Annotated in this window: 14 protein-coding genes; 13 read left to right on the top strand and 1 reads right to left on the bottom strand. The window is 29.3% G+C overall.

Annotated elements, in window-relative coordinates; genetic code table 4:
* The first annotated feature begins 156 nt into the window (after positions 1–156).
* From ACMZI9_RS01965 to ACMZI9_RS01905, 13 genes are all read left to right on the top strand, one after another.
* Entirely contained in the window at positions 157–1,236 is a 1,080-nt protein-coding gene (locus ACMZI9_RS01965; RefSeq protein WP_416099158.1) for a M42 family peptidase, read from the top strand.
* Positions 1,237–1,283: 47 nt separating this feature from the next.
* The gene (locus ACMZI9_RS01960) at positions 1,284–1,529 is read left to right on the top strand and encodes a YneF family protein (RefSeq protein ID WP_323177362.1); all 246 of its coding nucleotides are present in this window, start codon (positions 1,284–1,286) and stop codon (positions 1,527–1,529) included.
* Positions 1,530–1,610: 81 nt separating this feature from the next.
* On the top strand, positions 1,611–3,308 hold the full coding sequence (locus ACMZI9_RS01955; RefSeq protein ID WP_416099157.1) for a potassium transporter TrkG: 1,698 nt from the start codon (positions 1,611–1,613) through the stop codon (positions 3,306–3,308).
* A gap of 14 nt (positions 3,309–3,322) precedes the next feature.
* Entirely contained in the window at positions 3,323–4,000 is a 678-nt protein-coding gene (locus ACMZI9_RS01950; protein ID WP_257088853.1) for a potassium channel family protein, read from the top strand.
* Positions 4,001–4,311: 311 nt separating this feature from the next.
* Positions 4,312–6,768 (top strand): P68 family surface lipoprotein, encoded by a 2,457-nt coding sequence (locus ACMZI9_RS01945; protein ID WP_416099156.1) that lies wholly within the window; start codon positions 4,312–4,314, stop codon positions 6,766–6,768.
* A 95-nt stretch (positions 6,769–6,863) separates the two neighbouring features.
* Positions 6,864–8,282 (top strand): thermonuclease family protein, encoded by a 1,419-nt coding sequence (locus tag ACMZI9_RS01940; protein WP_416099155.1) that lies wholly within the window; start codon positions 6,864–6,866, stop codon positions 8,280–8,282.
* 51 nt (positions 8,283–8,333) lie between these two features.
* Positions 8,334–10,406 (top strand): ATP-binding cassette domain-containing protein, encoded by a 2,073-nt coding sequence (locus ACMZI9_RS01935; RefSeq protein WP_416099154.1) that lies wholly within the window; start codon positions 8,334–8,336, stop codon positions 10,404–10,406.
* A 34-nt stretch (positions 10,407–10,440) separates the two neighbouring features.
* Positions 10,441–11,457 carry a carbohydrate ABC transporter permease gene (locus ACMZI9_RS01930; protein WP_416099153.1) on the top strand — a complete coding sequence of 339 codons (1,017 nt, stop codon included), beginning with the start codon at positions 10,441–10,443 and terminating at the stop codon, positions 11,455–11,457.
* On the top strand, positions 11,381–12,403 hold the full coding sequence (locus ACMZI9_RS01925; RefSeq protein WP_416099152.1) for a carbohydrate ABC transporter permease: 1,023 nt from the start codon (positions 11,381–11,383) through the stop codon (positions 12,401–12,403). The genes ACMZI9_RS01930 and ACMZI9_RS01925 overlap by 77 nt, the downstream gene beginning before the upstream one ends.
* A gap of 3 nt (positions 12,404–12,406) precedes the next feature.
* On the top strand, positions 12,407–12,679 hold the full coding sequence (locus tag ACMZI9_RS01920; protein WP_416099151.1) for a hypothetical protein: 273 nt from the start codon (positions 12,407–12,409) through the stop codon (positions 12,677–12,679).
* 3 nt (positions 12,680–12,682) lie between these two features.
* A complete protein-coding gene (locus tag ACMZI9_RS01915; protein WP_416099150.1) occupies positions 12,683–14,743 on the top strand; it encodes a hypothetical protein in 2,061 nt (686 codons plus the stop codon).
* Between the two features lie 172 nt (positions 14,744–14,915).
* Positions 14,916–16,724: a hypothetical protein gene (locus ACMZI9_RS01910; protein ID WP_416099149.1), complete on the top strand. Its 1,809-nt coding sequence runs from the start codon at positions 14,916–14,918 to the stop codon at positions 16,722–16,724.
* A 106-nt stretch (positions 16,725–16,830) separates the two neighbouring features.
* Positions 16,831–17,574, top strand: a complete 744-nt coding sequence (locus ACMZI9_RS01905) for a hypothetical protein (protein ID WP_416099148.1) — start codon at positions 16,831–16,833, stop codon at positions 17,572–17,574.
* A gap of 42 nt (positions 17,575–17,616) precedes the next feature.
* Here ACMZI9_RS01905 and ACMZI9_RS01900 read toward each other — a convergent pair whose 3' ends face one another.
* Positions 17,617–18,387: a hypothetical protein gene (locus tag ACMZI9_RS01900; protein ID WP_416099147.1), complete on the bottom strand. Its 771-nt coding sequence runs from the start codon at positions 18,385–18,387 to the stop codon at positions 17,617–17,619.
* Positions 18,388–18,442 lie beyond the last annotated feature (55 nt).

The raw sequence follows: 18,442 nt of genomic DNA, 5'->3' as shown, positions 1-18,442 counted from the left end.
TCGCCCCACTAGAGCCTTAATCTAGCGTGTCTGCCAATTTCACCACTCACGCAATTAGTAAAAATATTATAAAACAAAATTAAAAAAATTTATAAAGATTTATATAATTTAAATTAACTTTAATTTAAAGCTATTTTTACAAATCAGAAGGTGTTTATGAACAACAAAGAACAATTTAAAAATCAATTAATTAAATACTTAGAAATCGAAGCTATGTCAAGATACGAAGAACCTGTAGCAGATGAATTAAGAAAAAATATTTCATCAGTTTACAGAATTTCAAGAGATAAATTAGGTTCAATCATTTTTCACAAACCATCTAAAAATTCATCTGCTCCAAAAGTTATGATTGCAGCACATATGGATGAAGTAGGCTACATTGTAAGAAGAATTGAAAAATCAGGACAATTATTATTAAGTCCAATTGGTGGAATTTGAGCTTCAACAGTTATTGGAACAAAAGCTAAATTAATCACAGCAAACAAAGAATATTTAGGTGTATTTGGACACACAAGTATTCACATTATGGAAAATTCTAAAGTTTCAAAAGCTATGACTAATAATGAACTTTATGCTGATTTTGGATTTAAAAATGAACAAGAAGCAATAGCAGCAGGAGTAACAATTGGTGATAGAGTTCAAATGAGTGGAGAAACTATTTTATTTGATAATCCTGATTTAATAGGTGGAAAAGCAATGGACAATAGAGCAGGTGTAACCGTTTTAGAATTTATTGCAAATGAAGTTGCTGATTTAGATCTAGATGTTGATTTATATTTAGTTGGAACAGTTCAAGAAGAAGTTGGAACAAGAGGAGCAAGAAGTTCAGTTGCACTTGTTAATCCAGATGTTGCAATAGCACTTGATACAACTTCTTCACACGATACACCAGATGTAATTTCAGGAACAACAGCATTATTTAAAGGTGCTGCTCTTAGAATTAAAGATGGTGGAACATTAATGGATACAAAATTAGTTCAATTCTTTGAAGAAGTTGCTGCTAAATATGAAATTCCAGCTTACAAATTTGTTGCAATGGGTGGAGGTACAGATGCTCATGAGCTTCAATTTGCAAAAGGTGGAGCTGCAACTTTAACAATTTCACTTCCACAAAGATATTTACATAGCCCTATTGGTGTTTGTTCAATTTCTGATTTAATAGCTGCTAAAGATTTATTGGTTAACTTTTTAAAAGATTTTAATAAGACAAACTATGATAAAATAAAATATATTTAATTTAATTATTAAAACTTATTACAAAATTTATTTTAAGGAGAATAATTATGGTTGAAATGCAAACTGGAGCATTTGTTGGAATGATTATCGCTGTTGTAATATTTGTAGTTATTGCAGCTGCTTTAGTAACATTCTTTATTGCTAAAAGAATGTTTGAAAAACAACTTAGAGAAAACCCACCTATCAATGAAAAAATGATTAGAGTAATGTTCAAACAAATGGGTAGAACAGCATCAGAAACACAAATTCGTCAAATTATGAAATCAATGAATGCTGAAAAAAATAAAAAATAATTTAATAAATTCATTTTAATAATGAATTTTTTTAATTTAATATAATTAAATTACATTTAATAATGTAAGTTTGGAGGAATTTTGAGTAAGACTTCTTATAGTATTAAGTTAAGGATTCAGAACTCGAGATTAGCAAAATTAATTAGAAAGTTTTGATATTGAAAAAACAACATATCAAAACTTAAGTATTTATTATTTATTTACTTATTGATTATTCTAGTTTCCAGTTTGATTTTGTTCTCACCAATAGCACAAAATCCTGAAGCTGCACGTGTTAAATACATTGATGCATTTTTCACAACAGCTAGTGCATTTAGTGATACCGGTCTAGTGACTGTTGATACATTTAGCCAGTGAAATGATTTAGGACAAGCAATTATTGCTATCTTGATTTTAGCTGGTGGAATTGGTATTTTTGCACTTAAGTTTTTTGCTATTAACTACTTATTTGGTAAAAAAACATCCACCCTTGCTGAAATTAAAATTATGCAAACTGAACGGGGTGTATCTGATGTAACACAGACTACAAAATTAATTATTTCATCGGTTAAATTTATTTTTATTTGTATTTGTTTATTCAGTGTTATTCTTACATTTTATTTCTATTTCGCAACACCAAAACATACAGAGGGAATGAAACAAATTTTAACTGATGGTTCATTCAAAAATCCTCAAGGTAATTTTGTTCTTTCTTTAAAATATGGAATTTTCCATACTATATCAGCAATCAATAATGCTGGCTTTGATATTATGTCAAGCTCTTCACTTATGCCGTATTATCAAAATTACTTCTTACAAATTTGTTTTATTATCTTGCTTATTATTGGTGGATTAGGTTATCCAGCTCTTCACGACATTGTGTCTTATATCAAAGGCAAACTTAGAAGAAAGGATACACAATTTAAATTTTCAATATTCACCAAAGTTTCACTTACAACTTATGTAATTGTATTTCTAATTGGATTTGGAATTTCCTTAGGATTTGAACTTTCATCTTCAAATCCATATTCGTTGTGAAACCAATATCACTTACCTGTGGGTGTTGGTAATGAAACTCACAAAGCTTACATTGAATGATTCTCAAAAGGTGCAAATGTCCAAGATTTAGAATTAGAAAAATTCTCAAATCTTAAGCAATACATTGAAAAAGGTCAATTATACGGAAATACATTTGATAAATTCTTTGCAGTATTCTTCACATCTCTTTCAACAAGAAGTGCTGGATTCGCTACTGTGAATATGAAACATTTTACACACGGTTCAACCTTTGTGTTTATCTTTATGATGATAATTGGTTCAGCTCCTGCATCAACTGGTGGAGGTATAAGAACCACAACTTTAGCTCTTATAATTCTAGGTCTATATAGAATTTTATTTGGTAGACCGAGAGTTAGAGTGTTCAAGAGAGCTATCAACCAAGACACTGTTAATATGTCTGCAAAAATATTAACAATTGCAACAATTATTATTCTTATTGCTTCAATGATTCTATTCAGTTCATTCCAAGATTATGGTGGAAAAATCGAAAATGCATTCTTGCAAGATCCTAATGAAGGATTCTCGATGGAGAATTTAATTTTCGAAGTAGCAAGTGCCTTTGGAACAACTGGTTTATCATCAGGAATTACAAAAAACTTAAATATAGTTTCAAAATTAACATTAATTATTGTAATGTTCATTGGGCAATTTGGAATTAGTTCAACACTTAATGTTTGAAAACGTAAAAAAGATTTTAGTCGTACCTATGAATATGTTGAAGCTGACATTATCATTGGTTAATGATTGGAGAAAATATGAAACTCAAATATGAAAATGAAATAGTAGTTATCGGAACAGGAAGATTCGGTCAAGCTGTTATCGATCAATTAATTAAACTTAAAAAAGACGTTGTTATTTTAGATAAAGATGATGAAAATGCGAAACTTTATGCAGATGAAGTTGACAAAATTATCATTGGTGATGCAGCTGATACAAGAACACTTCAAGCTATTGGTATTGACCAAATGGAAACCGTTGTTGTTGCTGTATCAGACAACATCGAAATTGTTGCTGCACTTTTAGAACTTAAAGTAAAAAACATTATTGCAAGAGCATCTACAAAACGTCATGCAAGAGTTTTAAAGCAAATTGGAGTTAACGTTATTATTCGTCCTGAGTTTGAATCAGGTACAAGAACAGCATTAATTGCAGCTAACAAAAACTTTATTAGATATAGTGAAACACTTCAAGAAATTGGAGGAAACTTTGTTGTTGGTTCAACAAAAATTAAGAACCAAAACTTATTTAACAAACAAGTTAAGGAAATTGGTTTAAATGAAAAGAGTATCACTATTGTTTTAATTCAATCAGCTGATAAGGTTTTTAAACTTGCAACAGGTGATGTTACATTACATAAAGATGACAATATTACAATCATCGGCGAGATAGGTGATGTAACAACTGCGCTTGAATGATTTAATAAAGTAGACTAAAATTTCAATTCCACGTGTAAGTTATCCACATGTGGAATTATTTTTTTCTTAATTTTTCACAAAATGTGAAAAAAATAAGTAATTTTTGAAAATATTTATAAATAAATTTATTTATTTATTTATAATAAATACGAAATCTAATATACAGAAATTAAATTGACTTTTTTTCAATTTTAGAAATTAGAAATTTCCACATTCATATTCGTAAAAAATATTTGTGTATATTGATTTCTAATAGAATCTCATAACAAAAATATCTAAACAAAACAATTTAAATTTATTCAAATTTTTATTTCAATATAGGAGATAAAATGACAAAATTCAAAAAATTATTAATTAACGGAGCAGCTTTATTAGCTCTTACAGCTCCAGTTATTTCAATCTCTTGTGGTAACGAAGGTAAACCAAGTAATCCAAGTAAACCGAACAATCCTGGGGATCCAAAAAATCCTACAGAACCAGGTGATGATGTTGTTTTCACAAGAAGTGAATTAAATGGATCAGTTATTAATGGGTCAACCCTTGGTACAAGAATTCAAAATATGTATCGTCCAAACTCTGATTCAGATGCTAGACCATATGACACAACAAGTAACAAAGTTATTATTGGTCACACATTCTCAGATGGTGGAGTTCAACAAAAAGCTTTACAAGCATTAGTTAATAAATTTAACGAAGCTGTTTATCCTACTTTAGAAGGAGCACAAAAAGTTGAATTAAAACGTTTAGGATCAGGTTATACAGCCGGAAAAGATAATATTACAACTGGTTTAAACAACACTCAAACAACAGACTTTGTAAACATTATCTTAAACTATACAGCTATAGCTTCAGAATTAGCTTCTAAGAAAATGATTTTAAGTTTCAACAGCCGTTCAAAAGAAAACAGCACAGACTTATCTCAATTTTCAGAAAAATTCATTCTTTCAAACTTCCAAACTCAAAACATTGACAACCCTTCAACATGAGTTATTCCTGCATTCAAATCAACAACAATTTTCTCAATTAACGCACCAGTTCTTTCATACATCTTAGACACATTGAAAGAAAACGGAATGGAAATTGCAGAAGATTACACAGATGAATACAATGAAATTAAAAGTAAAGGTCAAGGTGACCGAGAAGGTGTTAAGAAAATTTGAGGTGAACCAGTTTCAAACGTTCAAGAATTAGTAAACCAATACAAAGGTTCAGGTGATAATGCTAAGAAAATTAGCAAAGCTATTTTTAACTCATATGCAGAATTACTTGACTTTGCTAAGTTTACACAAAAATTATTTGTAAACTCATCAAACGATAAAGCAAGAGTTCACGTATTTGGAGTAGATGACTATACAGCTCTTTACAACCAAGCTTTATATAGTGCAATTGTTAAAAAAGAAGTTGATGCTGCTAAATTAGCAGGTACTCAAGTAACACAAGCTGAAATTCTTAAAAACGCATCAGAATTTATGATTGAATCTGTTTCAACACAAGATGGAAAAATCTTAGTAAGTTATGATGTAATTAACAATCCAGCATCAGTTGCATATGCAAAAACACAAGAAATTTACAACAAAACATTAGATGCATTAAAATCAGGTGGACTTAAAATTTTCCCTGGTGGTCAATATTCATCAAATGAGCAAGTAAAACATGGTTTTGCATTCTCAATCGGTTCAACAGCAGGATACACACACAACTTTATTAAAAGTAAGAGTGTAGCAAACTTAGAAAACTCAGAATTCAGTGGTGCTACAATAGAAATTAATAAGAGTGGTAGTTTATCAGTATCATCTAACTCTTCAGTTCCAGGTGTACACATGTTAACAAAACTTGATGACGGTTCATTTGGATACGGAAAATACAAAAATAAATTAGTTAAAAATGATGCAGACTTAGGAAGCAAATACGAACTTAAATTTAAATCTGCTGATGAACAAACAGCGTTCCTTAATGCATTATCAGATGACGCTGCAGCAAGTAAAATGCTTTTTGTTCTTATTAACAAAACAGGAAATACAAAATTATTTGAAAAAGCTAAAGAACAAAATATTGTAATTGCTGAATTTGTTAACCAATCTAACTCAGAATACTATGGATTTTTAATTCCAAATGGATTAACAGAAGCGAAATTAGTTAATGCTGAAGATGAAACAGTTAAAGCGGAATTAGCAAAAATTGGTTACGTAATTCAATCACTTTCAGCTACAGAACTTTTAGGCGAAGATGAATTAGTATCACGTCCAACACCTCTTAAATGATTACCTGAAGATCCATATAATGTTGTTTACTTACAAGGTCCTTCAATGATTGGTATTCACTCAAATACAGAAGGTGATCGTGCAACAAGAACATTTGTTCATTGATTAATGACATCAACACAAACATATGACAAATATGAAGTTGTGACACAAAAAGGAAAAGAAACAATCCCTAATTCAGAAGGTTTAACTCCTCGTGATATGTTCCAAGTTGCTATGGGATACATTCTTCCATACAAAGGATTTGAAGAAAATGAAGCATTCAAATCAAAAGTAAATCCATATTTACAAACAGCATATGATTTATTCGCTAAAGTTGCTAAATCACAAGATACCGATGCAGAACCATATGTAACATTTGAAGAACCAGGTTCAAAATTAGCAGATTCATTCAGAAGTTCAGTTCAAGCAGCTTGAGATTCTTTACAATCTGAAGTTAACTCAAATAAAGCTGACTCAAACAACCAAATTTCATCATTTGAGGCATTTGCTAAATTAATGAAACCAAAAACAAACAATAACTAACATTAACAAAGAATCCTAACATGTAAAAACAAATGAAAAAATATAGTTTTACACAATAAAACTGTATTTTTGTTTTTTTCAAGGAGATAAAATAAATGAAAATTAAAAATAAATTATTCGCATTCTTATTGGGTTCATCTGTTGTTTCATTACCGCTTTTATCTGTTGTTTCATGTAAACAAGAGGATGAAAATATAAAAATGACATACAACTTCCAACTACCTAATAGAGATATTTTAGAATTATCTGAAGATGGAGATGGAGTTAGAATAGCTCAAAGAAACCCATCAAGTAAGGCAGAAGGTTATTTTGGTCTTGAGGAAAAGAAATTAAGAAAATATATGCAAGACACTTTAATGCCTATAATTCAAAAGCACATAAAACTTTCTAATTATGCCGATAATTACTTATTGCCTAGTGATAAATCTATTAGTGTTGATGAAGGTTTTTTAGATAAAACTTTTGAATTAGATTTAATAGATGTAAATAACAATAACAAGTTATATAAAATAAAAATTAAATTCAAAAAATATGCACCTTATCAAGTGACTTATGATAAGAGTTCAATATATTTTAAACAAGGTCTTTCCGACGCAGAGAGAATGGGTATATTAAACAATATGAATACTATACCTCTACGTATGACTTACAACTTTGAGACATTTTTAGTTAATGAAGATGGTTCAGAAAAATCAATAACTAATATGTCGCCCACAATGAATGTTTCTAATTTTTATGTTTCAAAATTTCAACCGCTTTTAACACAGTTTTTAGTACAACCATCATATTCACATATGAAAAAACTTTCAATTAATTGAGAAGACCCAGCAATTGCTAACAGAACCTTTAGAGGCGAAGTTGTTAGAGTTTCAGATGGTGATACAGCTGATGTTGTTGCTTTAGAAACTAAAACTTTAGCAAGTGGTGTTGAAATTGTTAAAGGTGAAAGATATTCAATAAGATATTCAGGAATCGATACACCAGAGAAAAAAGTTGATAAATTAAATTCAGCGCCTTTTGAATTAGGTTTCGCATTATTGTCTTCGAAATTCGGTGAAGGAGTTCTTTTCGCTAAAGATCGCAATTCAGAATTCTATAATGTTAAAAACGAAGTGAGAGTAGGTTTTGTAAACGGAAGAGATTCATTCAATAGAATAGTTGGCGATATTTTCTTTGGAGAAGGTTTCCAATATTCATACAATACAGAAATCACTAGATATGGTTTAACATTACCATACAATGGTTTAGAAGAAGGTTGAAAAATACAATATGATTCAACTGTACCTAACTATGCAAACACTATTTATCCAAAAATTGCATTAGCATTCAGAGAAGCGATGGTAAATCGTTCAGGATTCTTCCATTATCTAGAAACACCAGAACAAATTGAATCTTATGTATATATAAATAAACAAAATAACAAGTGACGGATTTTCGATGAATTAGGTAAAAGTCTTGAAAATAAGTCAGAATCAAATTCAGAAAATACAGCAAATAACAACTCAAGTAATTAAATAATCAAATTGAATATTTAATTTAAATTCATTTCTTAAAGAAAGGAAAAAATGACACAAAACGAAAATAAATTATTTTCATCAACTCATGAAGATGATATTAAGAAAATTAATCAATATGTTTCAGAATTAGAAGCAACAGATGTTGACTCTATTCCTGCTATTGAATTAAAAAACTTAAATATTGACTTTGGTGAAACATTGGCTGTAGATAATGTTAGTTTTAGAATTCCAGAAGGTAAGCTAGTAACTTTACTCGGTCCATCAGGTTCAGGTAAAACAACAACTCTTAATGCTATTGCAGGGTTATTAACAGTTACATCTGGAAAAATCCTTTTCAGAGGTAAAGATGTTACAGACTTTACACCTCAAAATAGAAAAATTGGATTCGTTTTCCAAAACTATGCTTTATACCCTCATATGAGTGTTTACCACAACATTGCGTTCCCATTAAAAAATGATGGAGAATGACAAAGAAAATTCTATTTAGAAAAAGAGGAAGCTAAAAATGGAATTCGTAGCATTTACTTAAGAAAATTAGGTGCCTCAGAAGCAGAAATAGAACACTTAAACAAAGCATTCAAAAATTACAAATTAGTTAAAAATGAAATTTCACGTCAACACAGTGAAGCTTATTCAAGGATTTCACAAAGATTTGAAAAAGCACACACAGAATACACAGTTGCGTTAGTTCATGAAAACGCCGAAATTTCAGCATTAACAAAAAATGTAATTAAAACAAACAAAAAAACAAAAAAAGACTCAGCGACAAAAATCAGCGATATCAAATACAAATTTGCTCATGATAAAGCAAATGGTTTATTAGGAGAGCTTAAAGAATGTGAATTCTTAAAAGCTTTTGATAAGAAAATTATTCATTTCAATAGATTAAAAACTGATGAAGAATATCAAGCAAGAATTAAAGAATTACAAGATTTCACAGCACAATTAGTGGAAATTGATTTAAATGAATTAGTTTTAACAGACAGAATTAAAGTAATTAAGTTAGAGCAAAAAGCGATTAAATTATTAACACGTTACAAATTTTTATTAAAACAAAGAGAAATTCTTGCAAGATACAAGGTTGAAAAATCAGAGAAAAAAGTAGCTTATTTAGAAGCGAAGGATGAATACAAAAAATCAATCAAAGAAGATGAACACTATTTATCATTACAATCTGATTTAAAAAGATTACCAAAAGTTGCTGAAAAACACTTCTTTGCATTAGTAGCAGAATTAGAAAGTAAATACAATGTTACTACTGCAATGAAATTAGAAAGAAAAAGCCTTACAGATAGCATTTTAAGCGAAGAAGAAAAAGAAGAAATTAGAGAATTATCTAAGAAAGTTATTAGTCTTAAAAAAGCTATTCATAATGAAGTTATGGAAGTTGCTAAACGTGTTGAAATCGTTCACATCTTACAAAAGAAACCTACACGTTTATCAGGAGGACAACAACAACGTGTTTCTATTGCGCGTGCTATTGTTAAAAAACCTCAAATTCTTTTAATGGATGAACCTCTTTCAAACTTAGATGCTAAATTACGTATCTCTACTCGTCAATGAATTAGAGAAATTCAACAATCATTAGGTATTACAACAGTTTTTGTTACACATGACCAAGAAGAAGCTATGTCTATTTCAGACATTATTGTATGTATGTCTACTGCTAGAGTTCAACAAATGGGTACACCAATGGAACTTTATTCAAAACCAAAAAACCAATTTGTTGCAAGATTCCTTGGTATGCCAGAAATGGGATTATTCAAATCTGAAGTTAAGGATGGTGTAGTTACAATGGCTGACGTTGTTCTTCCATTAATTAAACTTCATGGAGATAGAGACAACATTACATTAAACATTGGTGTTCGTTCAGAAGATTTCATTATTAAATCAAAAGAACAAGGTTCTATGTTCAAAGGTAAAGTAGTAGTAGTTGAAAACTTCGGAAAAGAAAGTAAACTAGTTGTTTTAGTTGATGGAGTAGGAAGAATTAACTTCTTATTAGACAACAACTATTCATTCGCTAAAAATGATGAAATTTACTTTGATGTTCCAATGAAGAAATTACACATTTTCGACGCTTTATCTGAAGAGAGAATAGAATATGATATCAAGAAATAAATTTCATAGTTTTATACAAGAAAATTTTCCTTTCTTGTTTAATTGATCTGCAAAGAAACAAGCAAAAAGAAAATCTACTTTATCACACACAATTTTAGATAAGAAAACACCATTTTGAATTCCATTGTTATTCTTATTACCAGGTGTTGTGCTATTATCATTATTCACAATCACACCTTTATTTATTAATATTTATGACTCATTAACAACAAATTCAGGTGATTTAACAGCTAAAAACTACATAAATGTTTTTACAAACCAATACTTTGCTATTGGGGTAAGAAACTCATTTATTTATGGTTTATTTGTTTTACCATTTGTTATGATCATCGCCTTAGTAGTATCATCGGTTATTGCTAAGCTTTACAGAAAATGAGCAAAAGGTTTCTGACAAACAGTGTTCTTTATGCCTTATGTTACAAACGCTGTTGCTGTTTCATTAGCCTTTATTCAATTATTCGGAACATTCGGATTATTCAACCAAATTTTAGGCAGAAATGTTCCATGATTATCAACAGGTAATCCATATACATTCAATGCTCTTGTGGCTATGATTGTTAATGGTATTTGAAGTGGACTTGCTTTCAATATCTTAATTTTCACAACAGCTATGTTGGGTGTTGATAAAAACTTATACCGTTCAGCATCAATCGATGGAACAGGTGAAGTTAAACAATTTTTCACAATTACATTACCATCAATCAAAAGCACAATTAACTTCTTAATTACATTAGGAATTATTGGTGGTCTTAAGGTATTCCCATTAGCGTTATTTGAAAACAGACCAGATGCTGCTTTAAATAACGGGGGATCATCACTTATGATGTTCGTGTACTATGCAACATCAATCGGAAATAGACATTTAGCCGGAGCAGCAAGTATCTCGCTATTTATCATAGGGGTAATTTTCTCATCAATGATCCGTGGAGGATTCTTCTTGATGCAATTAACATTAAATAACTTAGGAGAAAGAAATGTTTGAGTTAAAGTTATGAATTCACAAGCGCTTGATGCAAAAGAAGTTGCGCAAAAATCAAGAGAGATCAGCTAGTCAAGTAAAAGAAACTTCTGCATCAAAAGTTTTTATCTCTACATTCTTAAAATTATTTGTACTTGCATTATTTGGAGCCGTGGTTCTTTTTCCATTCTTCTACATGATTTCAATTTCATTAATGAATGATTACGAAGCCGGTTCTCTTAAACAAGAATTTAAATTCTTACCTTCATTTGCTGAAGGTACAACATATATCGACGGTAACTTACAAATTAAACCATGAGCTGAAGTCGTTGCAAACACATACAAAAGAGCCTTCTCAACAGGATACCTTAAAGCATTTGCTTTAACAGGATTGAACGTTATAGTTTCTGTTGTGCTTAAAATATTTGTTACATTTTTAATGGGATATGCATTCTCACTAAGAAACTGACGTGGAAAAGGTCTTGTATGATTTATCGCACTTGCCTTACTTGTGTTACCAGAAGTTGCATTATTATCAGGACAATACTTAATTGTTCTTAAAACAAAACTTTACAAAACTTACTTCACATTCTTATTAGCAGTTGCGTTCCCATTCACAGCAAGTATTTTCAATACAGTTATGTATAAAAATGCTTTCGAAGCAATCCCTGGAAGAATTAAAGAAGTTTCACTTGTTGATGGTGCTGGAGGAATGAAATACTTATTCAAAGTTGCATTCCCAATGGTTATGCCAACAACATTAACAATCGTTATTCTTACATCTCTTGCTTCATGAAACTCATACTTATGACCAGCACTTATTTCAACAATTGGTGGTCAAGACTTACAAGTTATGTCTGTATGATTATTCAAAGCTGGATTTGATCCAAATAACCCAGACTCAGGAGCTAATACAATGCAAAACGTTAAATTAGCTGCATCACTTCTTTCAATTATTCCTGTGTTCTTATTCTTCTTAGCATTTAGAAAACGTATTATGGCTTCAATCAGTAGACAAGGTTCAACAATTAAAGGATAGTATATGAAAAACGTTAGAACAAAAGTTGTTATTTGAGCAATATTAACTGTTGTCTCATTTGTTGCGATTATTGGATTATCAATTTTAATTAGTAATGTAGAAAGTACATTAAATCTTAAGAAAGTTTCGCTTGATTTAAAAATTATTGAAACTTACCAATATACCAAAGCATATTCAATAGGAGGATTAGCATTTGCATGTTTATTATTTATGATGGGTTCAGTCATAACTTATGCCGGAATCAAGTCATGAAGATATTCAGAAATGCTAGGATAATTTATGAGAAAATTTTTCAGTAAAAAAGCAATTCCATTTTTACTTGGTGCAGCAACTATCGCAACTATGCCTTTAGCAACAGTATCTTGTTTATATGAAGATAATAAAACAGTTTTATATGCTAAAAATTATGAAAATAATAACGTTTTCATAAAAAGAAAACAAGATAGAAATACAGATGAAGAAGTGATTAAGAAAATAAATGAATGAAAAGTTTGAAAGCCAAGTTTAGTTGAATTATTAAATAAATTCGATGATAACAATGTTATGACTTATACATTCACATACTGAGATTTCCTTTTCAAAAACAGATTCGAAGTAAATAATGACAATTTAAAAATTCATGTTGACAAATTCTATGTAATTAATCCAGATTCAAAATCAATTTCTGTTAATGAGGATTTATTCAAGAACAAATTAGCTCATGTTGCAGAAAATGTAAAAGAAAAATTCCGGTCATTAGTTATTTCAACAAATGAAGCTATAGTTGAATACTTCAAAAAGCCATCAACTAAAGGTGTTGACTCAATATCAGCTATTGAAGCTCTTGTAGCTATGACAGATGATCTTCTTAAGAAACAAGAATATACAAGTGAACACATTTCATTAAAATCTAAAATTTCATCAATAATTAATAAAAACGTATTCATTGAAGATGCTAAAAGATATATATCACCTGAAGATGTTAAAGAAGCGTTAACAATTTACTTTAAAAACACACCATTTATGGATGTTATTATTGAAGACGATACTAAATCAGCAGATGAGAAAATTGTTAAATTTGATAGCGAAAATAGAAGTTTTATTATCGATTTCTCAATGAATAACAAGATTAACTCAGGTATTACATCAGATTTATTTGAAAGCATTTTTAAAGAAGTTCAAGGTTCATTGAATAACTATGATTATTCAAAATCTGAAAAAGATGTAAAAACTGTATTTGCAAAAGTGTTATATAGATTGATCGAAGATTCAAGATCATTCACAATTCAAAGAGACTTACAAAACAATATCATGACAAAATCACCATCAGGAATCGGGAATGGATTTTCTCCAGCCTACTTTATTGATGGATTTAACCCTGATACAGGTAAGTTGTCAGATACATTTAAAATCTTTAAACAAGAGTCAATTGATCATGCTAAAGAATTATCACCACTAAATAAAACAAAATACAATAAAACATCATTATCAGACCGAGAAGCATATGATTTTAAAGCTGACCCAGTTAGGTTTTTCGAAACACATAAACATTTAGTATGATTTGGTACAGAACCTAATTCAGCATATGGATTCTTTACATCTACTAAATCTCCATATTACTCATCTAAAGACATTTTATTATCAAATGATGATAATTTCACAGATGAAGATAAAAATGCAGCTAAGAAACATATCGAATTATGTGAACAAAGATATGAAGAAGTAATGGATTTAGTAAATCAATTAAAGGAACTTGAAACACAAAACTTTGCTTGACAAGCTCAAATAGATGAAGCTACAACAGATCCTGAAAAAGCAGTGTTTTTAGCTAAAATTGAGGAAAATAACAAGAAAATTGATGCTATTATGACTACTCAGATAGCATTACCTACTTCAGCTAGTGATTTAGAACAAGTTCAAGTTACTACTTTAAAAGAAGGGTATGACCAATCATCTAAAAAATTAGCCATCGGTAAGGCAAAAGTAGGAACAAACGTTCAATCATTTGTCGAATTCTTCTCTAAAGTTGCATTTACATTAGGTGTTTCAAATACACAAGTTGTTTGTGGGAATACACCTGAACTTCAAAATACATATTGATTAGAATTTAAAGATGCATCTGGTCAATGATATTTATTAGATGTATTTAAGATTTACACAGAGTTCTACTACACAGAAAACGAATATGTTGATAAAGTTCAGGAAAATGGTACAACAACTAAAGAATTAGTTAACGGTACAGGTTCAAGAAAAGATATTTCAAGCCTATCAGTTGAATACATTAAGAGTCAAATTCAAACTTCATTACCTTCGGGATACACAGTATCTGCTGAGTATCTTCCATATGCAAATATTAAGTAAGAATTAAAAAAGTTTAAATTTAAAGGCAAAATCTTAAAAGGTTTTGCTTTTTTAATTTTCACAAAATGTGAAAAAAATTTAATTAAATTTCAGTTTAACCTTAACAAATTTTGTAAATTTATTACAATTAAAATATGGTTAGTTCATACTAAATTAAATTAAGGAGGCAAGTATGCAAACTAAATTTAAATTACTTTTAACTTCGCTTATTTCAATACCAACAGCTACTGCTGTTGCTATTTCATGTAACTCAACAAAAACAGATAAACCGGCTACCCCAAGCAATGGGCAAAACCCTTCTAATCCAGAGCAATCAAACACATCTTTATCTGCACAACCTCTTAGTGTTTCTGTTTCATTAGATAATACAAAAGAAACATTAACAACCTATGTAGAAACATTAGATCAAGATAATGCAAAAGAAGTTGAGTTTGATTTAACTTTGGATAACGATGGTAATGTTTTTGTTAAAAAAGGAACTGTTAAAGAATTTGTTTTTAGATTCGATAAAACAAAACACGACTTATACAGAAATGAAACCGATGCTAACAATAAGAGATTAAGAACAAAGAAAATTAGATGTAGATTTAATAAAAAAGATAAAAAAGTTACTCTTCATTTCTGAGATAAACTACATAACAAAGGTGGGGAACAAGTTTTCTCATTTGAAGAAAAAACTACTCCACCTAATAACCCAGGTACTCAGAATCCTCCTGTAGAACCAACAAACCCACAACAAAACAATCCTAATCCTCAACCTAATCCTGTGATTCCACCTTCATCAGGAAATGGAGAAACACCATTAAATCCAAATTCTGAACCACAACCAGATCCAGCTAATCCAGAAGAACCTGAAGGATACATAATTAATAGCGAAAAAAGAACAGTATATGTTAGACCTCCTTTTGGCGCTCAATTTAAGTTAAAAAATAATGACACATATTTCACAACAATTTTTGCTCACTTAGACTCGCCTGGTGTTCCTAAAAATGCTAAAGGTGAAAAAACAGTAAATACAGACTACTTTAATATTAAAACAGCAAATGGTAAACCTAAATCAGCAGGTGCTCAAGAAGTTTCTGAATTCTTAGGGTTGCCAAATGTAGCAAGACATTTTGAAGCAATCTCGCAAGATAATAGTTATGTTATTTTTGGAGGAGATACAAACATTAGTGCTGATTTCTTTAGCATTCAAAATCTTTACCCAGGAAGCTACAAATTCACAATTACTGATTTAGGTGGATCTGACGATAAAACTCACTATACATCATTAGGTAGAGCAGATGGTGTATATTCACAACCATATGACAAAATGTTCTTTAAAAACAAAAATAAACAATATTTAGAAACATTAACGCAAGTTAATACACCTGAATTAACATTCAAATTTGATATTTGAAGTTCATTTAGAAACAATGTGCTTGCTCCTGAAGATATGAACTTAAATTATTACACAAGTAATCAACCTAAAGAACCAATTAGAGCTAGATTATCAGATCATACTCCTGTGTGAACTGATGTTAAGGTTAAAAATAATGTTACTTTACCGCATTCAAACCATTCTATAGATTTACATAGAAAAGATGCTAATGCACTTCGTATAGCTCACTGAAATGTGTTAAACTATGGAACATCTGATGATTATGAAACATTCCTAAGTACCAGAGATTTCAAATACATAGCAATCTCAAAAATTATTAAAGCATTAGGGTTTGACATAGTAGGTTTAACTGAAATTAACTACGACAGGGTAGATAAAGTTCAAGCGATCTTAGACGAATTAAATAAAGACGGTTCAAATTGAAAAATGATTGCTCAAGACAGAGAAGAGGCAGTATATCCTCAAGATAGTAAATGAGCTAAATATGACTCACAAAAAGAACAAGTTGTAATTATCTATGATGCAAATATCTTTGATCCTACAAGTTTTAAAAATAACAAAATTGGAGATTCATTCAAAGCTGAAATTCCATTAATATAATGATTATATAAATTTGAAAAATAGCTAGATTAATCTAGTTATTTTTATTTTAATTTTAATAATGTAAAATTATTAAAATAAATATTAATAAACTAAAAGGAGTCTTATGTCAAGTGTATTTTTTTGATTAGCAGTTGCATTTAGTAGTACAGGACTATTGCTATTTGCATCTATTGCTATTACTTATGGAAACTTCATTAATCATGCAAAAATGAATGCAGTACATTTTCAAAATAATGAAAAATTCTTTAATTCTTACAAAATAGATGAAAGAATGAATAAATATTGAAACTTTCATTACATTATGTTAAATATTTTAATTTCGCTTCAATTTATTTTTAATGTATTTGCAATTTGTCTTGCATCGGTATATTTTTTAAAAGATTTTTTAGGAACAAATACTGACAAAGGTATTACTAGAATAACAAACTTACTTATTATCATTGCTTTAATCTTAATGAATGGATACTTCTCATATTTATTATTTAAAAACTTCATCGTAGTAGCTCGTGTATGACATAAAACAATGAGAGGTTGAGAAATTATTGATATAACAGAAGAACATAAAAATCTTTTAGATTATTTCTATTCAAAAATTTCAACTAAAGAATTTCCTAAAAAAATGAAATTAGACAAATTAATAATCAAAAACAGAGCAACAACACTCTCATATAGACTTCCAAATTTCACAAAATTATATAAAAACGCAATATTACCTAAATGATTTAAAGAGGGTAAGGTTCTATACTATGCATTATTTGAAACTCAATATGTAAATGTTGATTCAATGCATGTTGATGATACAAATGTTATAGAATCACTTTACCAATTAATTAAAAAGTTTTATTAATTAAAAAAATCAACTAGAATTTTCTATCTAGTTGATTTTCATTTACTTTTGATTTAATTCTTTTCAAACTCTAACATACGAATCATTTTCATTAACTAAAAATTCTTCGATATCTTCAAAATTGAATACAAAGTATGTGATATCGCTGTAGGTTTCTTTGTTTCATTTTCACAATTTAGGAGCAAACAACTCTCTTGCACCTTTGACAGCTAATCCTATAACACCATTATTCATAAATTTATTGAAGTCGCTATTTGCGCCAATATTTTTAAGTTCAAAGTCGGTTGAGCTTCCATTATTGTCATATGCTTTAGTGAATAGTTTTGCATTTTCTTTTCATTGTATTTTGCTATTTTTAATTTGTTTAAGTAATTTAACAAATTTTGCATATTGTATAGAATACATAACAATATGAAAAATGAACATTAATGTGATTATTATGCAGCTGCATGCTATTATTAATGTATATAAAACAGATGTATCAAGTGAATCACTAATACTTAATTCTCTAGCTGAATATACTATATCCATAATAGAAAAGACAAGTGAGATAAAAATTCAAGCAGAAAGCATAATAAATGGTATAGTGATATATTTAAAAATCTTTTTAGCTCCTTCTAAATACTTTTTATTCACAACTTTATTTTCTTGACTTCATTTTCGAATTTGCACTTGTTTATATGAATTTGTTAATCTTACAGTTTTTTGAATGAAAGAATGTGCAAAAGTTAGTATTACAATTAAAATTGCAAAAAATACGGCTAAGATGAGTAAGTGAGCTCAAATTGGCAAATCGTTAAATATTAATTTCATTAAACTCCTTTATTTAATTATTATATTATTTACACGTCTTTTTAAAAATAAAAAC

The sequence above is a fragment of the Mycoplasma sp. 4079 genome (assembly GCF_047785185.1).
Classification (GTDB): Bacteria; Bacillota_I; Bacilli_A; order Mycoplasmatales; family Metamycoplasmataceae; genus Mycoplasmopsis.
The sequence above is the reverse complement of the archived record's forward strand: the minus strand, read 5'-3'. Positions and strand labels throughout refer to the sequence as shown.